The sequence below is a fragment of the Flavobacterium paronense genome (genome assembly GCF_030409795.1).
Taxonomy (GTDB): Bacteria; Bacteroidota; Bacteroidia; order Flavobacteriales; family Flavobacteriaceae; genus Flavobacterium; species Flavobacterium paronense.
The window spans coordinates 1,001,774-1,022,483 of record NZ_JAUFQN010000019.1 but is presented as its reverse complement, the minus strand read 5'-3'; the positions used below and the strand labels follow the sequence as shown (position 1 = coordinate 1,022,483).

The following is a 20,710-nucleotide window of genomic DNA, read 5'->3' as shown; positions in this document are numbered from 1 at the left end:
AATACGTTATGAAAAAAGAATTACTATTACTTATTGCCTTACTGTTTATTTCTGAAACAAATTATAGTCAAGTGATATCCATGATTGGAAGCACTAGTCCCTCTGGAAGTTGGGGAGTGGATACAAATATGACCACTACAGACAATATTACTTATACATTAAACAATGCAACTATTACTACGGCAACCGATCCAGCAACAACCGGATTAAAATTCAGACAAGGAAACGATTGGTTAATCAACTGGGGTTCAGCTAATTTTCCTTCAGGAACAGCAACTCAGGGTGGAGCAAATATAATGACCGTTGCCGGAACTTATGATGTTACTTTTAATAGAATAAATGGCACGTATACTTTTATCCCATCTGGTTTCCCTAGCATTGGAATTTGGGGACCAGCAGTAAATTCTCAATTAGGTTATGGTGCTCCCGATGTTGATATGGTTACGACTGATGGAATAATTTATACACTATCAGGCTTCTATTTTAGTAGTGGGAATTGTTATTTTCGTCAAAACAATGATACAGTGAATGTATGGGGAAGCACCACATTTCCAACTGGAACCGGTATGCTAAATGGTCCTTCTTTATTTGTTCCTGGAGGCGAATGGTTTGTTACTTTTAACAGAAACACCGGAGAATATAGCTTTACTTATCCTAGTATTGGAATATTAGGAACCGCTTTAAATGGATTCTTAGCTGATGATATTGATTTAACTACAACTGATGGTTTTGGATACAGCATTTCCAATTTGAGTCTGACAGATGGTGAAGTTAAATTTAGAAAAGATAACGATTGGACAACCAATTGGGGATCACTAGGTTTTCCCACAGGCACTGGGATTCAAAGTGGTCAAAACATTCCTGTAACTGCGGGAATTTATGATATTACTTTTGATAAAAGTACAGGTAATTATGAGTTTACTAATACGTTATCAAATAACGAAAATTCTATTTCAAAATTAAAAATCTATCCAAATCCAACAGACAGCATTTGGAACATAACACATACTACCACTATTGATAGTGTCCAAGTTTTTGATGTTATGGGTAAAGCCATTCAAAGTTTTTCGCCAAATGCTTCTCAATTTGAGTTGGATGGAAGTGCATTGAGTCAAGGAGTTTATTTTGTGAATATTAAATCAGGGACAGATTTTGTAGTCCAAAAAATTATCAAGAATTGATAGTCGTTCTATTTTTAATAATGGTATAAAAGGTTTACTTTTGCACGAAATTAAAAATAAAAACAAAAAATGGCAACGAATAGAACATTTACAATGATTAAACCTGATGGTGTTGAAAACGGACACATCGGTGGAATTTTAAATATGATTACTGAAGGTGGTTTCAGAATTGTGGCAATGAAATTAACGCAATTGACAGTCGCTGATGCCAAAGCATTTTACGCAGTACACGCAGAAAGACCTTTTTATGGAGAATTAGTAGAATTCATGACTCGCGGACCAATTGTTGCAGCTATCTTAGAAAAAGACAATGCTGTTGAAGATTTTAGAACGTTAATTGGAGCTACAAACCCAGCACAAGCCGCGGAAGGAACTATCCGTAAAAAATATGCAAACTCTGTAGGAGAAAATGCAGTTCACGGTTCAGATAGCGATGAAAATGCAGCTATCGAAGGAGCGTTTCACTTTGCTGGAAGAGAGCAGTTTTAATCAAATACATTTGAGATAAAAAAATCCCATTTCTGTAGAAATGGGATTTTTTATGTTCTATAAATTATAAACTTTTTGCTTTAAATATCTTTATCAACTCATTCCCTTTTTCGGTTTCACCGATGGATACAAGTGATTGACCGTATCTATAATAATAAACTGCTTCTAAATCAGAAGTGATTTCAAACAATTCAGCATACAACTTCGCAGCTTTATCCATATTTCCTTCAAAAAAGTTTCTATCAGCTACTTTTGTTATCATACTAACCGATTTGAATCCTTTATCCATAATTCTTTCATAAGTTCCAACAACATCAATATTAACATAGTCTTTCTTTTTTTCTGAGGTAGTAGTATTTTTTTGTTCTACTTTATTAATTAAATCTGTATTAATTGGTTTAGATGTAATTGTTAAGTTGTTAGTTACCGTTGTTTTTTTATTACTTATTGTCTCAACTGCAACAACTTTTTCTTTTACTTTAGCGTATTTAGGCGTTATAATCCTAACATTGTTCTTTCCAATATCTTTTGGGGTTATGAGGTCTAAGTTGGTAACTTCATAAGTTCTAACACTACCACCGAAGTTCATGTTTATTCTTTCTTCGACATGATAAGATACAACAGCGAGATCATTTTTGGACGATAGGTCCGACAGCGTTTTCACATTGCTTTGAGCAAAACAGCTATAAGAAAAAACACTTCCTAATGCCAGAAAAAAATGAGTATAATTTTTCATACAATTGCAATTAAGGCGGTCAAGTAACTGTTTTTTATTTTGGGATAAACAAATTTATACAGACTGCATTTTTTTTTAGTACTTTCCCTATATATAACTTAAATAATCGATGAAATGCACTTTTTATTAACATTTTGTTCTAAAAAAAATGGTTTTCAACAAAAAATGTTAACAACTCACATTAAAGAAATTATCAAAAAGCCGGTTTATACTGAATGCTATCCCAACCAATCCTTAAAATCATTCACACGTTCGCGCGCTACAATAACTTCATCGTGTCTGTAAGTTGCAAGAATAATTCTTAATCTTGAATTGCTGTAAATCTGAATTTCTTTGATTCCTCTCATTGGCACAATAAATTTACGTGAAATGCGGTAAAAATCCTTTGGATCAAGTTCGGTTTCGAGCTGTTCTAAAGTGTTGTCTAAAAGATAATCACGGTTGTCAAAAGTGTGGAGATAGGTTCCTTTGTTTTCGCTGTAAAAACATTCAACTTCGTCAATATTTATCATTTTGAGTTGTTGACCCATTTTGATGGTGAAACGCTTTTTGTAGTTTCTATCTACTGAGTTGACTAACATTTTTTTTATGATTTCAAAGTCGAGGGACAAATTTGGCAAAGTACTATTTCGAGTTTTGAATTTATTGACTGCAGTTTCTAAATCATCTTCATCAATTGGTTTTAATAGAAAATCGATGCTATTTAGTTTAAAAGCACGCAAAGCATATTCGTCATAAGCTGTTGTGAAAATCACCGCACTTTTAATATCAATTGCTTCAAAAATTTCAAATGACAAACCATCTGAGAGTTGAATATCGAGAAAAATTAAATCTGGATGTGTATTGGAATTAAACCAATGAATGGATTCTTCCACAGAGTGCAACATTTGATTTACCTGTAAACCTAATTTCTCAACTTTACGCTGGAGCAAACGCGCTGCAGGTTTTTCGTCTTCAATGATGATGATGTTCATTCCTTAAATTTCTTAGGTTTGTGGGTTTTTGTTTGTGCATTTTATTGCATTCTTTCTTGACCAATAAAAAATTAAAGGAGTCAAAATTACAGTAGGTGACAGCCAAGCAACTAACGGTGGTAAATAAGTATTATTCACAACCAAAAAAGCGGTTAGTGCTGCAATATAAGCACCTATCATTCGTTGGATATGAATTAAAAGCCAATAGTTTTTAATGGTGATATTGCCTTGATAAGTTTTAATATCTTTTCTCGCCATAAGTGCACTAATCGTTCCAAATACTATTAAAACAGTACCCAAATTATTATCATTCACTTTTAAATAAATACCAAAAACGATAAAACACAACGCAAAGAAAATCATAGTATAAGTTAGTATCCAATCAATACCTTTTACTTGTTGACCTTTATCTATTCTTTTTAAGGACAATATTCGTTGTCCGGTTGCTGCCATATAAAAAGAGAAAACAGCAATGATTAACAGAAATACATTTTTATGAATAACTGACATTAAAAAACCAGCAACCGAGTTAATTAGCATTCCGTAAAGGAAATATTTTCCAACCAAACGATGCAAATTATCACCTTTTTTTCGAACAATATTTATAGTTCCAGTGAAAAGACCAACACTTCCTGCAATGACATGAATGATGAGTAAAATTTTAAAAAATATTTCCATATTATTTCGAATTAAATTTCATAAACTACCAACAATATCAAAAAATCGAATACTAATTTACAATTTTACTCCCACTTATTTTGTTTTTCTTTTTCCATTAATTCCTTTATTTTTCTTTCTTCCCAATCTTTGTTCAAAAACACTGTTGGTAGAAATACTGAAAGTGCGTGTCCAAATAAGCCAATTCCCCAAAATAAAACGGTACTGAAAGTTTGCCATCTCCAAAAGTTTTCATTAGCATCTAGATTTTTATAGTTTGCAATAAGAATACCAAGATTGACTACAACATACACCATCAAATGCGTGTAAAATCCTTTGATTCGTTTAACTCGTTTTAATGCCTGTTGGTATTTTATTTCGTCCGGAGTTAGATTAGTACTATTCATACTTATTTTGTTTTTCTTGATCCATAAATTCTTTCATTTTCCTTTGTTCCCAATCTTTTCCCAAAAATGGTGTATAGTTAAACACTCTTAATCCGTGACATAAAAGCCCTATTCCCCAACCGAGCATTGGCCAAAAGAACCACAAATAGTTTGGTGAATATTTTAAGTTGATGAATAGAAAAAAGAGCATCACAATTATATAAGAGAGCAAATGTCCATAAAAACCTTTGATTTCTTCAACCTGCTTTTGTGCGCGTTTGTATTTTTCAAATTCTTGATTAAACTGTTCCATAATTAACTCCATTTTGTTTGTTTATCTTTATTCAGAATCTCTTGTATTTTCTTTTCTTCCCAGGATTTTCCGTAACCAAATGTTTCAATGGCATGAAAAGTCACACCCATTCCCCAACCAAACATCGGGAACCAAAACCATTGAAATCCACCAGATTGCATATTGATAAATATTAATACTGGTATAACACAGCAATACGAAATCAAATTACCATAAAACCCTTTGAGTTTTTCAACTCGTTCTTTAGCTTTCATAAAAGCCATGTTTTCGTTGTATATATTTTTTGTTTCCATAAAAGCAATCTGTTTTGTTAATATTGGAATTTTTACTTTAAAATAAGATTCGTTTTCTTCAATTAGTACTTTACGCTCAGATATTAATCCGTAGCGATTGACTATGTTTTGTAATCCAACGCCTCTTCTATCCTGAAGCACTTCTTTCTTTTGTAGATTGTTTTCTACAATAAGGTAATTGTTTTTAATATAAATCTTGATGTGCAATGGTTTTTGCTCACTTACTATATTATGCTTAATCGTGTTTTCTAATAAAAGTTGTAATGATAGCGGCACTACTTTGGCATCTTGATTATCAAAGTCATTAGGAATTTCATAAGTGATACTATTCTCAAAACGCATTTTTAGCAAGTTCATATAGGTTTTGGCGAAAACTAATTCTTCTGAAACCGAAACCAATTCTTTGTCTTTTTGTTCCAAAACATAACGGTATATTTTGGATAACGAAGTGGTAAAACGTTGCGCATTATCTGGATTTTCTTCTATCAAGGAACTCAATACATTAAGGCTATTGAATAAAAAATGAGGATCTATTTGGTTTTTTAGACTTTCAAATTGTGCTGATGCTGTTCCGGCAATAATTTTTTGTTCTTTTACTTTACTATCACTATAAGCTTTATAAATGTAAAAAGTGTAAAAGCACAACAATACAATAAAAGTCATTACAACGGCGAAAACATAATTGGCAAGTCTTTCATTGGCCCAATAAGTTTCAAAAGTATTACCTTCAATAATTACATCTGTAAAAATTCTTAGTAAAAAAATAACAAAAAGCGTTACTACAAACGAGGAAGCAAAACCTACAACTATTCTTCTTCGTGAAAACCTCTCTAATGCAAATTTTTTATCCCAAAAAACAAACACTAATTGATTGGCTATACCTAATGTAATTGAATACAACATTGTATATAAAAACTGTACGCCAAGTTGCTTATTTAATTCTGTTTTTTCACCATATATGATATTAATCAAAATAATTATCAGAAAAATAATTACTCCTATTGCTAATGATTTTAACAATTCTCTTATAGTGAATTTCATAATCTTTTTATTTATTTATTTCTCCTTTGTAAAGTGCCGATGCTAAAAACCCAACTCCCATTCCAATTAAAGTTCCAATTCCGGTATTACCAAGTGCCATTCCAATTCCAATTCCGATAAACATACATCCAACAAACATGTAGCTTGAAACATGACTATTGTTTTTATCTTGATTTTCCATGATTATATTTTTTTTGTTAGAGACGCGATTAATCCGGTATCTAACTATATTATTTACAGCTTTTCAATGCTTCCTGGGCTCTGTCTAAACCCCAACTTGGATGAAATGGCGTTTCTGGCTTAAAGTTAGCAAAAAGTTCAATTGATTTTGCTATTGCTTCGCACATTGGTTTGGTATCGGTCTTCCAATATTTGGCACCACCAATTTCAAATTCAGCTTTAGAGAACACTGCTCTTGGATTATTTGGATTTATTGCCAACGCTTTAGTGTATTGCTCCATAACTAAACCAGAGTATTTCTGTCCGTTGGTCATTGGATCTTGAATCAAAATTGCTGTATACAACATCGCTTGAACCACCATTATTTCGGGATTATTTGGACTGATAACCGTTGCATTGTCAATAGCGTCTTGTGCTTTGGTGATAAGTGCCGACACCTTTTCTTTGTCTTTTGTTCCAAATGCATCGATAGTGTTGATAAATGCGATGTAGTAATTTGGCAACCAGTTTGTTTTTTCTACTGATGCAATTCGCTCAAAAGTAGCTACAGCTTCAGTGTTTTTTCCTGCTCCCCAAAGCTGCATGGCTTTTCCCATGCCTTGTTCAAATTGTGTTTGTGCTGACAACATTGAACAGATAAAAAATGCGATTGATGTAATAATTGTTTTCATGTTTTTAATTTTATTAAGTTATTATTTTTGTTTTATTTCTGAAGCAAAAATATTGAGGTTATTGTTCTTACTAAATTTATAGTTACCGAACTGTTGTTTTTGATGGATGAATTGTTCTATTTTAAGTTTCTGAGTGACTGAGCTACTGAGGCACTTAGCTTTTTCACTCAGCTAATTAGGTACTTAGCTACTCAGCCACTTTAAAGATTCTTCAACTGATTGTCTTTTTTATTATCACTTATGGTCCAAAAGAAACCTAAAAAGAAAAACCTATCTGCTGTTGGTATTACGGCTTTTCTATCATAAACTCCACTTCCGTTAAGGGTATCTGAATAATTGTAACCAAAGATATTCTGTGTTCCCAAAACATTTGAAACCGAAAAATATAGAATCTTTTGTTGTGATAATAAATACGCCCAATTGAAACTTAAATTACTATATGATTTTGTTTTACCATTCATAAATGCCGTTTGATTTGGATCATTATAAGGTCTTCCTGAACTAAACTGTTGTGTAAAACCCACTTGTGATTTCCAATCGGATATCCAATATTTTGTTACCAATGATGCACTGTGGGTTGCCACAAAATTTGGCGTTACTTCGGCAGAAAAGTTTTGATAATCTCTTTTGGTATCGATATAGGAATACGAAATCCAATATTCTAAGTTTTTGATGCTACTACCATCTCTCCAAAAAACATCCAATCCCTTGGCATAGCCTTTCCCATTATTAGAATAAACCGAATTAAACCTAGGGCTGTCAGTATCATACTTAACCAAATCGGAATAGCCTTTATAATAGACTTCGGTTCGTAATGTTCTTTTATCTTTTACAAATTGATAATTCAAAATATAATGCGAGGCCTTCTCTGTTTTAAATTCGTCTGAATATTTCAAATACTCCTGTCTCGGCGCTTGTTCAAAATTTCCATAGGCAAAAGCAAATTGACTATTTTTTGAAATTTTGTATGCTAATGAAGCTCTTGGTGAAATACTGTTTTGATTGATATAATCATTCGTAGATGCTCTTACACCCACTTTAGCAGCAAACTTTTTGGAGAAGAAAATATCAGCTTCGGTATAAACGGCAGCAATATTCGAATCATAACCACTTTTAAAAGTCGTATTATAATCTTCATCAAACTTAGTGATGAAATAATCAGAACCAAAATTCAGTTTAACTCTGTCGGAAAGCTTTTTGGTCAATTTTAATTTGAGATGTGAAGCATGTTCCGAATTCCTTATATCATTAGCATCAATAGCAATTTTATTTTGCCCATAACCATAACTCAACCCTGTAAACAGTTGCCAATTGCCACTAAAATTTCCTTTGTATGAACTGTTTAAATAGAAATTATTGTTTCTCAAATTCACTCTCACTTTTTCAGGCTCATTAATATCTTCCTGATTCAAATCGAAACGAGAAGCATCAAACGCAGCATAAGCTTTAAATATTCCGTTAGCAAAATTGTATCTATATACCACTTCTCCAGACAATGATTGAAAAGGCTTGTTCCAATCAACATCTTGCGGAATTGCCACTTGGTATGGAGCTAAATCAATATATGCTGTGTTTACGCTTAACGAACTCTTTTTCCATTTTTGAGTATTGCTCAAACCTAAACCAGCTGTCATGAATGAAATGTCAGTTTTATTTTGGGTGGCTTCATCTTGCGTATTTAATAACAAAACACTAGATAAGGCTTCCCCATATTCAGCTGAATAACCTCCTGTAGAAAATGAAATTCCGCTAAACAAAAAAGGAGAAAATCGGCCACGAGTTGGTAAATTATTAGTCGTTGCCCCATAAGGTTGGGCTACTCGAATCCCGTCAACAAAAATTTGGGTTTCATCAGCTTCGCCACCACGAACATACAATCTTCCATCTTCACCTACATTCTGTGTTCCTGGTAATGTTTGGAGAGCTGCAATAATATTTCCTGCAGAACCAGCGGTGGTAACAATGTCTAAAGGTTTCAAAACCGAAACCCTACTTTTGTCACCTGCACTAAAACTTCCTGCAGTTATAACTACAGCATCTAGTGTATTAACGCTTTCTTTGAGTTTAAAGGTTTTATCTTTACAATTAGTAGCGTCAATAGCAACTTTTAGCGTTTCAAAAGTTAGAAAACTTATCATCAAAGTCTGGTTTCCTAAAACTATTGTTTGAAAATTAAAATTTCCTTTTTCGTCAGTTGATGTTCCGTCATAAGTCCCGTCAATAAAAACGTTGGCTCCAACAATTGGCTTATTTTTTTCATCTACTACAGTTCCGGAAATAGTTTGTTGGGCGATACTTATATAAGCAATTAATAGAAATGTTAAAGTGTAAAAAGATCTCATGTTTTTTTAGTTTTGATGCCGCAAAGTTGTATCAAGCACTAAAAATATACAATTTAAGTTTACCGAATTGTTATTTTTTGAGGATGAACTGCAAAAAAAAACCTATTCGATTAGAACAGGTTTTTTTCGTTTGAATTATTAATTATCTGACAGGATATTTATCTTTAAAGAATGCTACATTACATAGTTTTCTTGTTGTTTATCTAATTAACTAAGGCTAAATTAGTTGTTCACCATTTCTAAATCTAACTTAATCGTTAAACTACCTCAATACTCGATAGAGTTACAAAAATTAGAAATCTGGTGCATTTCATCGATGTTTTTTAAGATGCAAAATCTTATCAACAATTCGTAATTCGTAATTCGTAATTGATGAATTATAATTTATCTTTGCTGGCTTATTAAAAATATGATTATGATTTATAAATTCAGAGCAATTCTTGATGCCGAAGATGATATTTTCAGAGACATTGCTATACAGGAAGAAGATACTTTAGAAGATTTACACAACGCCATTGTCAATGCATTTGGTTTTGACGGATTAGAAGTGGCTTCGTTTTACACTTGTGATGACACCTGGAATCAGGAAGAAGAAATTCCGATGTTTGATACAGGCGATGTCCCTGGCGAACAAAAAACTATGAGCGATTATACCTTAAATCAATTGCTTGGCGAAGACCAAACGAAGATTATTTATGTATATGATTTTATCAATATGTGGACATTTTTGGTAGAACTTGCAGCAGTTGAAGAAGCAGAAGTTGGGGAAACGTATCCTAGTTTGTTGTTTACTCATGGTGAATTACCTGCTATTGCGCCTGAAAAAGAATTTGAAGCCGAAGGTGAAGATTTCTATTCGGAATTTGAAGACGATTTAGATGAAGATGATTTAGATGCTTTTGGTGGTGATGATAGTTTTGAAGATTACGGATTTGAAGAGAATTGGAATTAAAAACAGAAAATAGAGAATAGACTAAGAGATAATAGACAAAAAAATGATCAACCTATTTAATACTCATATTGAGAGTTTATCAATACACCGAGTTGGAAACAAAAACAAAAATGAGTCTGTTTTTCTCTCGGAGCAACCTTATAATTTAAATGATGAAATTGTTCCTTTATTAAAGGAATATTTCTTTAAATCATTTCGCGAAAAAGAGGAAAATTATTTTCAGTTTGCTCACGAAGTTGATTTGGAATATAACGATATGTTCAATTTAGCAACGGAAATTTTCACGAACCCAAGTGCTATTCACGAAGTTTCAAAGAAGATTACCAATCACCTTTTTGAGCAATCCAATCATCCACACATTAAGAACGGAGAAGTGTATGTGGCGTATTTAACCAACTTAAACATAGATAATAATGTGGTTGATGCTATTGGTGTTTTCAAAAGTGAAATCATGTCAGATTTTATGCAATTTGAAGAAAAAGGAAAATCGCTTGAAATGATTCTGCAACAAGGAATCAATCTAAATAAATTAGATAAAGGTTGCCTAATTTTTAACTATAAAAAAGAAGAAGGATACAAGATTTTAAGCATCGACAGCAACCGTTATGACACGCGTTATTGGTTAGAGCATTTCCTTTCAGTGGATGCATTTCAGGATGAAAATTTCATTACTAAAAAATATTTAAAATTCTGTCAAGGATTTGCCAAAGATGTTGTTTTTCCTGCAGAAGACAAGAAAGAAGAAGTAATGTTTATGAATCGTTCAGTAAATTATTTTGCCAAAAACGACCAATTTGAAGAAAGCAATTTTCTGAATGAAGTTTTGGATAACCCAGATTTAATTCCGGAATTCAAAAACTATAAAGTTGATAAAGGCGAAAAATACAGTATTGAAGACGTGACTTCGTTTCCAATTGCAAATAATGCTGTTTCTGATGCAAGAAGATCTATAAAAAATGTAATCAATTTGGACACTAACATTCAAATCAAATTAGATTTCATAAATCCTGAAAGTGCTGAGAAATATGTAGAAAAAGGTTGGGATGAAGAAAAACAAATGTATTACTATTTAGTCTATTTCAATAAAGAACAGAAATCATAACGGTATCTGATTAAATAAACATATAATCCTCAATTGTCAAGGCTATTGGGGATTTTTTATATAAATAAAACTGTAAATTATGTAAATTAAAATTACCAAAAGCTATTATATTTGCTTTACTCGAATCCAAGCTATGAAGTTCCAAAACCTATACTTCTTTTTTATTATATTCTTTGCTTGTCAAACTAGCCAAGCACAGGAAAAAAATAGCGGTAACGATTCTGTTAAAGTCTATAAAAACATAGAAAACTATTCCAAGAAAACTAAGTTCAATAAGTTTGTCTATCGTTTATTATTCAAGTCCCAAAGAAGTAATACTGCTGGTATCCAAAAAAATGCTCGAAAGCGGTTTTTGATAAAAAAAACATTCGACAGAAACGAAGGCAAAATCATCAGAGAAATTAGGATTGAAACTTTAGATCCTTTTGGCTATGCTGTAGATAACTACAAAGATGTTCCCGAAAAAGGTTTTGAAAAATTTGGAAACCGACTACATTTGAAAACAAAAAACTGGACAATTCGAAATTTGCTTCTTTTCAAGAAAAATGAACCCTTAGACTCACTAATTGCAAAAGAATCCGAACGTTTGATTAGGAGACAACGCTATGTCAGAAGTGTCATTATTAAACCTATTGAAATTCCAAATTGCAAAGATTCTGTTGATGTTTCTGTACGTGTTTTAGATTCATGGACCTTGATTCCAACTGGAGCCATTTCGGGTTCAAGAGGGAATTTTGATTTAATTGAAAGAAACTTTTTTGGTTTAGGTCATGAAATTGAAAATGATTTTACAAAACGATTTGATGACAAAAAAAGTGCATATACTGCTCGCTATACCATAAATAACATCAAAAATACTTTTATAAAAACAACCTTTGCTTATGAGAATGATTTAAATAATAATATAACCCGAAGCGCTCGAATTGAAAGACAATTTTTCTCTCCATTAACAAGATTGGCTGGTGGTGCCTATTTTGAAAATAGGTTTTATGTTGATTCACTTCCAGATGCTACAAATGTTTTTGAAAATCAAAATTTTAAATTGCAAACCCAACAATATTGGATTGGTCATTCATTTAAAATCTTTGGCGGAAAAAGTGAAGATTTCAGAACTACAAATCTTGTTACGACTTTAGGATATAAAAAAGTGGATTACTTCAACAAACCAACATTACAATATGATCCGCCTCAGTTTTTTGCTCCTGAAAAATTATATTTAGCTACCATTGGTATCAATACACAAAAATTTTCTGAAGACAAATACTTATTCAATTTTGGCGTTATTGAAGATGTCCCTTATGGTCAAGTATATGCTATAACGGGTGGTTTTCAAGATAAAAACAACAATAAAAGAGCCTATTTTAGTGGGCGGTTTGCCTATGGGAATTATTTCAATTTTGGTTATCTGAGTACAAATATTGAATTGGGAAGTTTTTTTAATAAGGGTTATACTGAACAAACAACGCTAAGAATTGAAGCCAATTATTTTACTAATTTACTTTCTATTGGAAGTTGGAGGATAAGACAGTTTATAAAACCAACATTAGTTATTGGATATCATAGAGAGTCAATAATAAAGGACAGAGTTACCATTTCTGAGGAAAATGGAATTTCAGGTTTTGATAATCCATTGCTTAATGGAACCAAAAAACTCTTCACTACCTTTCAAACACAAACTTATTTGCCCGGGAATTGGCATGGTTTCCATTTTAGCCCCTTTTTTAACATGACTTTAGGACTTCTTGGTGATGAAACTAATAAAGTTTTTAATGATAAATTGTATTCTATTTTTAGTTTGGGTGCTTTAATAAATAATGACTATTTGGTGTTTAATAGTTTTCAAATATCATTCTCCTTTTATCCTTCTATTCCATTTCAAGGAACTAATGTTTTCAAAACTAACACTTTTAAAAACAACGATTTATCATTGCCTGATTTCCAAATTGGGGAACCAACTATAGTTCCTTATAATTAAAAACTGCTATTTACACAAACTATTTTGTAAGTATATTAACTCTAATCTGTGAAAATAGTGTAGTTCGTCGATTAATTTTGGTGTTTTGCCCACAAGTCTATACGTTTAATTGACCAAACCAAAACCTTAACTTCATGGAAACAAATTACATAACTGATGGAATAGGGAAAAAAAATTATCGCTGTTTCTTACTTGGGCATAGCTTTATAGAGACCAAAAAAGTAAATACTCATTTCAGTGAGTTTGAATGCAAGACATGCAAAATGCAGGTTACCAACGATACCAAAGGTCAAAAAATCACATTGACATCACAACTTAAAGACATCAATGAAACGCTTTTTTATTTGAATTTAAAAAAACAATTCCTTTCCAAATTTTACTTTCGAAAAGACTCGTAACAAAATAAGTTTTTTATCGTCCTATTCAAAACTTTAAAAAACTAGTCTTGAATTCTACAATACTTTCAATTAAAAATCTTCACAAACGTTATGGCAAAATTCACGCTGTAAATAACGTTTCTCTCGAAATACATAAAGGCAATGTTTATGGAATTCTTGGTCCAAATGGCTCTGGGAAATCAACAACTTTGGGAATTGTTTTAAATGTTGTCAACAAAACTTCAGGCGAATACAGTTGGTTTGACGGAACAATGCAAACTCACGAAGCATTAAAAAAAGTCGGTGCCATTATTGAACGCCCGAATTTTTATCCCTACATGACAGCCAAAGAAAACTTAGAATTGGTTTGTAAAATAAAAAACATCGATTATTCCAAAGTAAATGAAAAGCTGGAAATTGTTGGGCTCATGGATAGAAAAGACAGCAAGTTTAAAACCTTTTCTTTGGGAATGAAACAACGATTAGCTATTGCTTCTGCCCTTTTAAACGACCCTGAAATTTTAATATTAGACGAACCAACCAATGGTTTAGACCCACAAGGAATTCATCAAATTAGAGATATTATTCGTTTAATTGCTTCACAAGGAACAACTATTTTATTGGCTTCCCATTTATTAGACGAAGTTGAAAAAGTATGCAGTCATGTTTTAGTTTTACGCTTTGGTAAAATTCTTTACAGCGGTACCGTTGATGGTATGAGTAATCAAAGTGGCTTTTATGAATTACAGGCTGAAAGTAATTCTAAACTTATAGAAATTTTAAAATATCACCCTGATGTAGAAAAAATTTCCGAAACAGAAGGAAAAGTTATTGTTTATTTTAAAACCCAATTTGAAGCTTCCCTTTTGAATCGCTATTTAGCAGAAAAAGGAATTTACCTGAACCATTTGGTGTTTAAAAAAATGAGTCTGGAAGAACAATTTCTTGAATTAACAAAAAACTAATATGAAAAGATTACTCGCCATAGAATTACAAAAAATTTGGAAAAATCGCGCCAGTAGAATATTAACTATTACTTATTTTGTGATACTTTCATTCATTGCTTTGATTGCTTCTATCAATATTACTATTGGTAGTTTTCAATTGCATTTTGCCGAAATGGGAATTTTTAATTTTCCTTTTATTTGGCATTTTAATACATATATTGCAGCTATTCTAAAATTCTTCTTAGCCATTGTAATCGTATCAATGATGGCTAACGAATACAGTTACGGAACATTGAAACAAAACTTAATTGACGGAATGAGCAAGCAAGAATTTGTTCTTTCTAAGTTCTTTACCGTTGTGCTTTTTGCCCTTACATCAACAGTTTTTGTTTTTATAATGTCGCTTATTTTAGGTTATAGCTTTTCATCTTACACTGAATTAAGTATTGTCTTTTCCGATATGGAATATTTACTTGCTTACTTTGTTAAGTTGGTTGGTTTCTTCTCCTTCTGTTTATTTTTAGGAGTTCTGGTAAAACGTTCCGCTTTTGCAATTGGATTTCTTTTTGTTTGGAATATTATTGAAGGCATTGCCAATGGAATTTTAACGTTTAAAATATTTCCAAAAACGGATACAGCAGCACAAATCACTCAATTTTTTCCTTTAGAATCAATGAGTAATTTGATTGTTGAACCCTTCACAAAATTATCAATAATAAGAAACATCAAAACAACAATTGGTGCCAGTAACATCAAAGATTATAACGTTCATTTTACTACAATTCTCATTGTTTTACTATGGACAACAATTTTCATTTTTTCCTCCTACAAAATCATCCAAAAAAGAGATTTATAGTTCAATCATCAATCAAAACTTAAAGAAAACATAAATAGTCTAGCTTCTGTTTATGTTTTCTTAATTATTTGCTAATTTTAGCGAATGAAAAAGAAGTTATTCTATTTACTTTTTGTTTTACTTTTTTCTTTAAATTGTTTCTCGCAATTTAGTAAAACTCATTATATACCACCTCTTTCGGGTTCATCTAGTGTAACATCTGAAGATCAGTTTCTTTATATTTCTACCCCAAATGTCAATCCTGTAAATTTCAGAATTATAGAACTTGGGGGAAACACAATTCTGGGAACCGTTTCTAGAGATGCACCCTATGTATATGATGTAGGTTTTGGTAATGATACCCAACTTCATGTTGACCAATCGCTAGCAAGTGGTGTTTTAAACAATAAAGGATATATAGTTGAAGCTGATGATTTAGTTTATGTTTCAGCAAGAGTAACTGCTGGAAGTGGTAATCAAGCAGGTGAACTAGTCTCAAAAGGTATTGCTTCTCTTGGATTACGATTTCGAGTAGGTGCTTTTACCAATACTTTGGTAAATAGCTATGTTGATATTCATTATACTTTTGTTTCGGTTTTGGCAACAGAAAATAATACCACAGTTACTTTTAGCGGAATGAAAACCGGAGTGCAATTAGTTAATAACGCTAATGGAAGTTCACCATACAGTATTGTTTTGAATAGAGGTGAAAGTTATGTGATGGCAGTTCAAGGACCAACTGAAGAAAATAGAGACGGATTAATTGGTACTCTAGTTTTAGCAGATAAACCTATTGCTGTGAACTGCGGTTCGTTTGGTGGCTCTAATGCAGTAGCAAATCTTGATTTGGGTTTTGATCAAATAGTTCCGGCTGAAAGATTAACAACCAATGATTATATCTTTATAAAAAGTACCGGAATTGATACTGTAGAAAAAATACTTTTAGTAGCTGATGAAGATACTCAAATTACATTAAATGGTTCTGGTCCGATTTATAACATACTTGCCGGAGAATATTTAGCATTAACAGGTGCAGATTATACTATCAATGGCAACTTATACGTAAGTTCAACTCACAAAATTTTTGCTTATCAAAGTGTTGGTGATGATGGTGCTACAGATCAAAGAAATCAAGAACTTTTTTTTGTTCCTCCTTTAAGTTGTCAAACGCCCAGGGTTATTGACAATATTCCTTTAATAGATTTTATTGGAACACGTCAATTTACTGGTAGAGTTACCATAGTTACAACAACAAGTGCTACACTGAATTTTATTATTGATGGTGCTAATTACACTTTGGCAAGCTTGGCAAGCATTGGGGTGACAGTAGGCGGTCCATTTTCAGTTACTGGAAATGCAAATTATGAAACTTATGTGCTGACCGGAGTAACCGGAAATGTTTCAGTTTTTTCATCAGGCGAATTGTATTTGGCTGCTTATGGTTCTGAGCAAGCCGCAACCTTTGGCGGTTATTATTCTGGTTTTACCTTTAAACCTGAGATATCCTTTAATGAGGTTGATGTCACTCAATTGGGTTGTATTCCAAATTCTGTCTTAAGTGTAAATTCACTAAGTCCGTTTGATGTATTTCAATGGTATTTTAATGGAGGTTTAATTCCCGGCGCAACTAATAATACCTATCAACCAAAAGAAACAACTGCATCTCCACCAGGTCTTGGTCCAGGATATTATTATGTTTCAGCGACTATCGCCGGTTGTACTAGCCCAAAAGATTCAGACAATATTCCGGTGAGCTCTTGCCCAAATGACAACGATAATGATAGTGTAATTGATAATGTTGATCTTGACAATGATAATGATGGAATTCCAAATTGTGCCGAATCTTATGGAAATCAAGTATTTAATTTTTTCAATACAGCATCTGGGTCAATTTCAATAAACACTTACAGTAATTCCTATATTGGTGCAATTTCTTTTACAGGAACCGGAACACCTTCTATAACACCTGTTTTTGGAGATGCAGGTGGCAATTTTGTAACAGAAGCGGCACAAGGAAAAAATAATTCTGTTAGCTATACGCTATCTAACTTTACTTCACCAATTAGCCTTTCTGTTTCCTATGCCGATATTGCAGCAGCAAATAATTTATTTACTTCTTCAACAGAAATCAGAATAACATGTCCTGTAGATAAAACTTTGACCATTTTAAACCCAACAAATCAATTACTGATTGATACTAATTATGATGGAATTTTCGAAAGTGGCATTACGCAATATTCCTCTTTTGAAATTCGTTTTAGATTAAATAGTAGTGTTTCATTACCTATTGGTACTGGCACTTTTTTTATAGTAGGAAATTTAATCAATTCAATTACTATAACCAATATCAATCTTTCAGATTCAAGCACAAGCAGAGTGGCTTTAAATTTATTTGCCACGTGCATCCCAAAAGATTCTGACGGTGATGGAATTGCTGACCAAAACGATTTAGATAGTGATAATGATTCTATTCTAGATTTGTATGAAGCCCAAGGTCCTAGTTTTCTGCCTTTATCTACTATAGATTTAAATCAAGACGGAATTGATGATGTTTTTGGAGCTGGAATTTATCCGCCTGATGTTCCTAATGCTGATGTTGATCTTGATGAAGTTCCAAATTATTTAGATTTGGATTCAGACAATGATGGCATTCACGATATAGATGAAGCTGGGTTTACTATTACAGATGCTGATAACAACGGTGTAATTGATGGTGTAAATTTTGGTGCCAACGGATTATTTAATCCATTAGAAACTGCTGCCGATAGTGGTATTTTAAAACCTATTTATATTCTTGCCGACACAGATGCTGACGGAATTTACAATGCCATTGAATTGGATAGTGATAATGATTTGTGCAATGACGTAATCGAAGCGGGCTATTTAGACAGTAATCTAGACGGATTATTAGGCGGGACAACACCTCCAACAATTAACCCCAACGGACTTGTAACAAGCGGTATAGGGTACGGAAATCCAAATCCGAATTATATAACTGCTGCTCCAATAGTCATCAATACGCAACCCCAAAACAGAACGGCTTGCGAACTTCAGAGCGTGACTTTTACTATCAATACGAATGTAGTAAACACATATCAATGGCAATTATCTACAGATAACGGAGTAACTTGGTCAATTATTTCGAACAATGCAACATACGCTGGAGCCGGAACCAATGCATTAACTGTTTCCAATGTTACGCCAACAATGGTTGGTTATCAGTACCGTTGTTTCTTAAATAAAACTGGAAATACTTGTGGATTATATTCTTCGGCAGCTACACTTACTACTTATCCTTTGCCAGTTGTTACAACTCTAATTTCGTTAAAACAATGTGATGATGATACAGATGGAATTTCAACTTTTAATCTGACTCAAAAAAATGATGTTATTTCAGCCAATTATTTACTAGAAACATTCACATATTATACATCACTTGCTGCTGCTAATATACAAAATAATACTTTTTTAATTGCTAATCCGAATGCTTATACTTCTGGAAGTGCAAGCGTTTATGCCCGAGTAGAAAATAGCAATGGCTGTTTTAGAGTAGCCCGAATTGATTTATTGGTATCAGTAACTCAAATTCCGGCGAGCTTTGTTATTCCAAATCAATATTTATGTGACGATTATTTGGATGCTGTCAACAATGACAGAGACGGAATTTCGGGACCATTTAATTTTACGTCTATTACCAATAGTTTACTTGCATTTCTGCCAAGTCCAAGTACTAATTACAGTATAAAATATTATAAAACCGAAGCCGATTTCTTTGCTGAAACTGATGCTTCAGGAAATTCATTAGCAATAACAAATACTGCAAACTATCGAAACATTGGTTTCCCGAATTTACAAACTATTTGGGTACGCGTCGAAAGCACCTTAGACAATTCTTGTTATGGATACAAAACTTTTAATGTTGTTGTAGAAGCTTTGCCTACTGCCAATCCAATTAATGCTGCCAATCTTATTCGTCATTGCGATGATAATCAGGATGGCATTTATGGATTCGACACCTCAACTATACAATCTACAGTTTTGAATGGTCAAACTGGGGTAAATGTGAAATATTCCAAAGCTAACGGAAGCCAGCTTTCAACACCTTTGCCAAATCCATTTTTTGTAAACAGTTCGGAAACAATTACAATTAAAGTGGCTAACAATAGCACACAAACCGGTGGACAACCTTGTTATGATGAAGAAACGCTACAATTTATTGTTGATGATCTGCCTGAAGCATTTGCAATAGCGTCAAATCTAACATCAATATGCGATGAAGAAGTTAATCCTATTAATCAAAATGGATTGCACAATTTTGACACATCAACATTTCAATCAACCATTATTGGAAGCCAAACCGGAGTGAATACCTATTATTTTGATCAAAATAACAATCCGTTGCCAAGTCCGTTACCAAATCCATTTACTACGGCAACACAGAATATAAAAGTTATTGTTGAAAATCCAATCAACACAACGTGCACGGCACAATTAATTATACCATTTGTTGTTCATCCAACACCAAAAATAGATTTAGAAGAAAACATTATCATCTGTTTACCAGAAACACAAGCGATTATTGATGCCGGAATTCTTGATGGTACGCCAACAGCTGATTATCAATTTCATTGGTATACTAATAACGTTCTTAATGGTTTAACATCTCCAACTCTTACAGTAAATTCTCCTGGAATCTACAGTGTTGATGTTACCAATGCTTTTGGTTGTACTAAAACCAGAGTAATTACAGTTACTGGTTCCGAAATTGCCACTATTCAATCTATTGATGTAGTAGATTTAGCAGAAATTAATACGATAACAGTTAATGTAAGCCCAACAAGTTTAGGTGATTATGAATTTGCGATCGATGATGTTAATGGACCTTATCGAGACAACAATTTCTTTGATAATGTGCCTATGGGACTTCACGATATATATGTGCGTGACAAAAATGGTTGTGGTTCGGTTGGGCCAATAACAGTTGCTGTGCTTGGAATTCCGCATTATTTTACTCCAAATGGCGATGGTTATAACGACTACTGGAATGTAAAAGGTGTCAGTGCCCAATTCAATTATCGTTCAACAATATACATCTTTGACCGTTTCGGAAAATTATTAAAACAAATTGGAACAACAGGCTTAGGTTGGGATGGAACTTTTAACGGACGCCCCATGCCGGCAGATGATTATTGGTATAACATTAAATTTGAAGATGGTCGAAATGTTAAAGGACATTTTGCTTTAAAAAGATAGTAGTAA

Annotated in this window: 18 protein-coding genes; 9 read left to right on the top strand and 9 right to left on the bottom strand. The window is 32.8% G+C overall.

Annotated elements, in window-relative coordinates; translation table 11 throughout:
* Positions 1-8 precede the first annotated feature (8 nt).
* Positions 9-1,181, top strand: coding sequence for a T9SS type A sorting domain-containing protein (locus tag QWY90_RS05785; protein ID WP_290284914.1), 1,173 nt, complete (start codon positions 9-11; stop codon positions 1,179-1,181).
* A 69-nt stretch (positions 1,182-1,250) separates the two neighbouring features.
* Entirely contained in the window at positions 1,251-1,670 is a 420-nt protein-coding gene (locus tag QWY90_RS05780) for a nucleoside-diphosphate kinase (RefSeq protein WP_290284913.1), read from the top strand.
* A 64-nt stretch (positions 1,671-1,734) separates the two neighbouring features.
* Here the strand turns inward: QWY90_RS05780 and QWY90_RS05775 are convergent, their stop codons facing one another.
* The 9 genes from QWY90_RS05775 to QWY90_RS05735 form a co-directional block, all read right to left on the bottom strand.
* A complete protein-coding gene (locus QWY90_RS05775) occupies positions 1,735-2,406 on the bottom strand; it encodes a hypothetical protein (protein WP_290284912.1) in 672 nt (223 codons plus the stop codon).
* A 218-nt stretch (positions 2,407-2,624) separates the two neighbouring features.
* The gene (locus QWY90_RS05770; RefSeq protein WP_290284911.1) at positions 2,625-3,380 is read right to left on the bottom strand and encodes a LytR/AlgR family response regulator transcription factor; all 756 of its coding nucleotides are present in this window, start codon (positions 3,378-3,380) and stop codon (positions 2,625-2,627) included.
* A gap of 12 nt (positions 3,381-3,392) precedes the next feature.
* Positions 3,393-4,058, bottom strand: coding sequence for a DUF2306 domain-containing protein (locus QWY90_RS05765; RefSeq protein WP_290284910.1), 666 nt, complete (start codon positions 4,056-4,058; stop codon positions 3,393-3,395).
* 65 nt (positions 4,059-4,123) lie between these two features.
* Positions 4,124-4,444 (bottom strand): 2TM domain-containing protein, encoded by a 321-nt coding sequence (locus tag QWY90_RS05760; protein ID WP_290284909.1) that lies wholly within the window; start codon positions 4,442-4,444, stop codon positions 4,124-4,126.
* Positions 4,437-4,736 carry a 2TM domain-containing protein gene (locus tag QWY90_RS05755; RefSeq protein WP_290284908.1) on the bottom strand — a complete coding sequence of 100 codons (300 nt, stop codon included), beginning with the start codon at positions 4,734-4,736 and terminating at the stop codon, positions 4,437-4,439. The genes QWY90_RS05760 and QWY90_RS05755 overlap by 8 nt, the downstream gene beginning before the upstream one ends.
* A 2-nt stretch (positions 4,737-4,738) precedes the next feature.
* The gene (locus QWY90_RS05750; RefSeq protein WP_290284907.1) at positions 4,739-6,070 is read right to left on the bottom strand and encodes a 2TM domain-containing protein; all 1,332 of its coding nucleotides are present in this window, start codon (positions 6,068-6,070) and stop codon (positions 4,739-4,741) included.
* A gap of 7 nt (positions 6,071-6,077) precedes the next feature.
* Positions 6,078-6,251: a hypothetical protein gene (locus QWY90_RS05745; protein ID WP_290284906.1), complete on the bottom strand. Its 174-nt coding sequence runs from the start codon at positions 6,249-6,251 to the stop codon at positions 6,078-6,080.
* 49 nt (positions 6,252-6,300) lie between these two features.
* The gene (locus QWY90_RS05740; RefSeq protein WP_290284905.1) at positions 6,301-6,921 is read right to left on the bottom strand and encodes a tetratricopeptide repeat protein; all 621 of its coding nucleotides are present in this window, start codon (positions 6,919-6,921) and stop codon (positions 6,301-6,303) included.
* 200 nt (positions 6,922-7,121) lie between these two features.
* Complete coding sequence (locus QWY90_RS05735) at positions 7,122-9,263, bottom strand: TonB-dependent receptor (RefSeq protein ID WP_290284904.1); 2,142 nt, start codon at positions 9,261-9,263, stop codon at positions 7,122-7,124.
* A gap of 415 nt (positions 9,264-9,678) precedes the next feature.
* Here QWY90_RS05735 and QWY90_RS05730 point away from each other — a divergent pair, with 415 nt between their 5' ends.
* The 7 genes from QWY90_RS05730 to QWY90_RS05700 all read left to right on the top strand — a co-directional run bounded on the left by QWY90_RS05730 (position 9,679) and on the right by QWY90_RS05700 (position 20,704).
* On the top strand, positions 9,679-10,215 hold the full coding sequence (locus QWY90_RS05730; RefSeq protein ID WP_290284903.1) for an IS1096 element passenger TnpR family protein: 537 nt from the start codon (positions 9,679-9,681) through the stop codon (positions 10,213-10,215).
* Between the two features lie 43 nt (positions 10,216-10,258).
* Positions 10,259-11,317 (top strand): nucleoid-associated protein, encoded by a 1,059-nt coding sequence (locus QWY90_RS05725; RefSeq protein ID WP_290284902.1) that lies wholly within the window; start codon positions 10,259-10,261, stop codon positions 11,315-11,317.
* A gap of 133 nt (positions 11,318-11,450) precedes the next feature.
* Entirely contained in the window at positions 11,451-13,292 is a 1,842-nt protein-coding gene (locus QWY90_RS05720; RefSeq protein ID WP_290284901.1) for a BamA/TamA family outer membrane protein, read from the top strand.
* A gap of 134 nt (positions 13,293-13,426) precedes the next feature.
* On the top strand, positions 13,427-13,690 hold the full coding sequence (locus tag QWY90_RS05715; protein ID WP_290284900.1) for a DUF1660 family phage protein: 264 nt from the start codon (positions 13,427-13,429) through the stop codon (positions 13,688-13,690).
* Between the two features lie 47 nt (positions 13,691-13,737).
* Positions 13,738-14,634 carry an ABC transporter ATP-binding protein gene (locus tag QWY90_RS05710; RefSeq protein ID WP_290284899.1) on the top strand — a complete coding sequence of 299 codons (897 nt, stop codon included), beginning with the start codon at positions 13,738-13,740 and terminating at the stop codon, positions 14,632-14,634.
* Between the two features lies 1 nt (position 14,635).
* Positions 14,636-15,472 carry an ABC transporter permease gene (locus QWY90_RS05705; protein WP_290284898.1) on the top strand — a complete coding sequence of 279 codons (837 nt, stop codon included), beginning with the start codon at positions 14,636-14,638 and terminating at the stop codon, positions 15,470-15,472.
* Positions 15,473-15,556: 84 nt separating this feature from the next.
* Complete coding sequence (locus QWY90_RS05700; protein ID WP_290284897.1) at positions 15,557-20,704, top strand: FIDD domain-containing protein; 5,148 nt, start codon at positions 15,557-15,559, stop codon at positions 20,702-20,704.
* Positions 20,705-20,710 lie beyond the last annotated feature (6 nt).

What these genes read in the sequence shown, in the direction of transcription:
- QWY90_RS05785 (WP_290284914.1), top strand. Translation starts at nt 9, where the DNA reads ATGAAAAAAGAATTACTATTACTTATTGCCTTACTGTTTATTTCTGAA.
- QWY90_RS05780 (WP_290284913.1), top strand. Translation starts at nt 1,251, where the DNA reads ATGGCAACGAATAGAACATTTACAATGATTAAACCTGATGGTGTTGAA.
- QWY90_RS05775 (WP_290284912.1), bottom strand. Translation starts at nt 2,406, where the DNA reads ATGAAAAATTATACTCATTTTTTTCTGGCATTAGGAAGTGTTTTTTCT.
- QWY90_RS05770 (WP_290284911.1), bottom strand. Translation starts at nt 3,380, where the DNA reads ATGAACATCATCATCATTGAAGACGAAAAACCTGCAGCGCGTTTGCTC.
- QWY90_RS05765 (WP_290284910.1), bottom strand. Translation starts at nt 4,058, where the DNA reads ATGGAAATATTTTTTAAAATTTTACTCATCATTCATGTCATTGCAGGA.
- QWY90_RS05760 (WP_290284909.1), bottom strand. Translation starts at nt 4,444, where the DNA reads ATGAATAGTACTAATCTAACTCCGGACGAAATAAAATACCAACAGGCA.
- QWY90_RS05755 (WP_290284908.1), bottom strand. Translation starts at nt 4,736, where the DNA reads ATGGAACAGTTTAATCAAGAATTTGAAAAATACAAACGCGCACAAAAG.
- QWY90_RS05750 (WP_290284907.1), bottom strand. Translation starts at nt 6,070, where the DNA reads ATGAAATTCACTATAAGAGAATTGTTAAAATCATTAGCAATAGGAGTA.
- QWY90_RS05745 (WP_290284906.1), bottom strand. Translation starts at nt 6,251, where the DNA reads ATGGAAAATCAAGATAAAAACAATAGTCATGTTTCAAGCTACATGTTT.
- QWY90_RS05740 (WP_290284905.1), bottom strand. Translation starts at nt 6,921, where the DNA reads ATGAAAACAATTATTACATCAATCGCATTTTTTATCTGTTCAATGTTG.
- QWY90_RS05735 (WP_290284904.1), bottom strand. Translation starts at nt 9,263, where the DNA reads ATGAGATCTTTTTACACTTTAACATTTCTATTAATTGCTTATATAAGT.
- QWY90_RS05730 (WP_290284903.1), top strand. Translation starts at nt 9,679, where the DNA reads ATGATTTATAAATTCAGAGCAATTCTTGATGCCGAAGATGATATTTTC.
- QWY90_RS05725 (WP_290284902.1), top strand. Translation starts at nt 10,259, where the DNA reads ATGATCAACCTATTTAATACTCATATTGAGAGTTTATCAATACACCGA.
- QWY90_RS05720 (WP_290284901.1), top strand. Translation starts at nt 11,451, where the DNA reads ATGAAGTTCCAAAACCTATACTTCTTTTTTATTATATTCTTTGCTTGT.
- QWY90_RS05715 (WP_290284900.1), top strand. Translation starts at nt 13,427, where the DNA reads ATGGAAACAAATTACATAACTGATGGAATAGGGAAAAAAAATTATCGC.
- QWY90_RS05705 (WP_290284898.1), top strand. Translation starts at nt 14,636, where the DNA reads ATGAAAAGATTACTCGCCATAGAATTACAAAAAATTTGGAAAAATCGC.
- QWY90_RS05700 (WP_290284897.1), top strand. Translation starts at nt 15,557, where the DNA reads ATGAAAAAGAAGTTATTCTATTTACTTTTTGTTTTACTTTTTTCTTTA.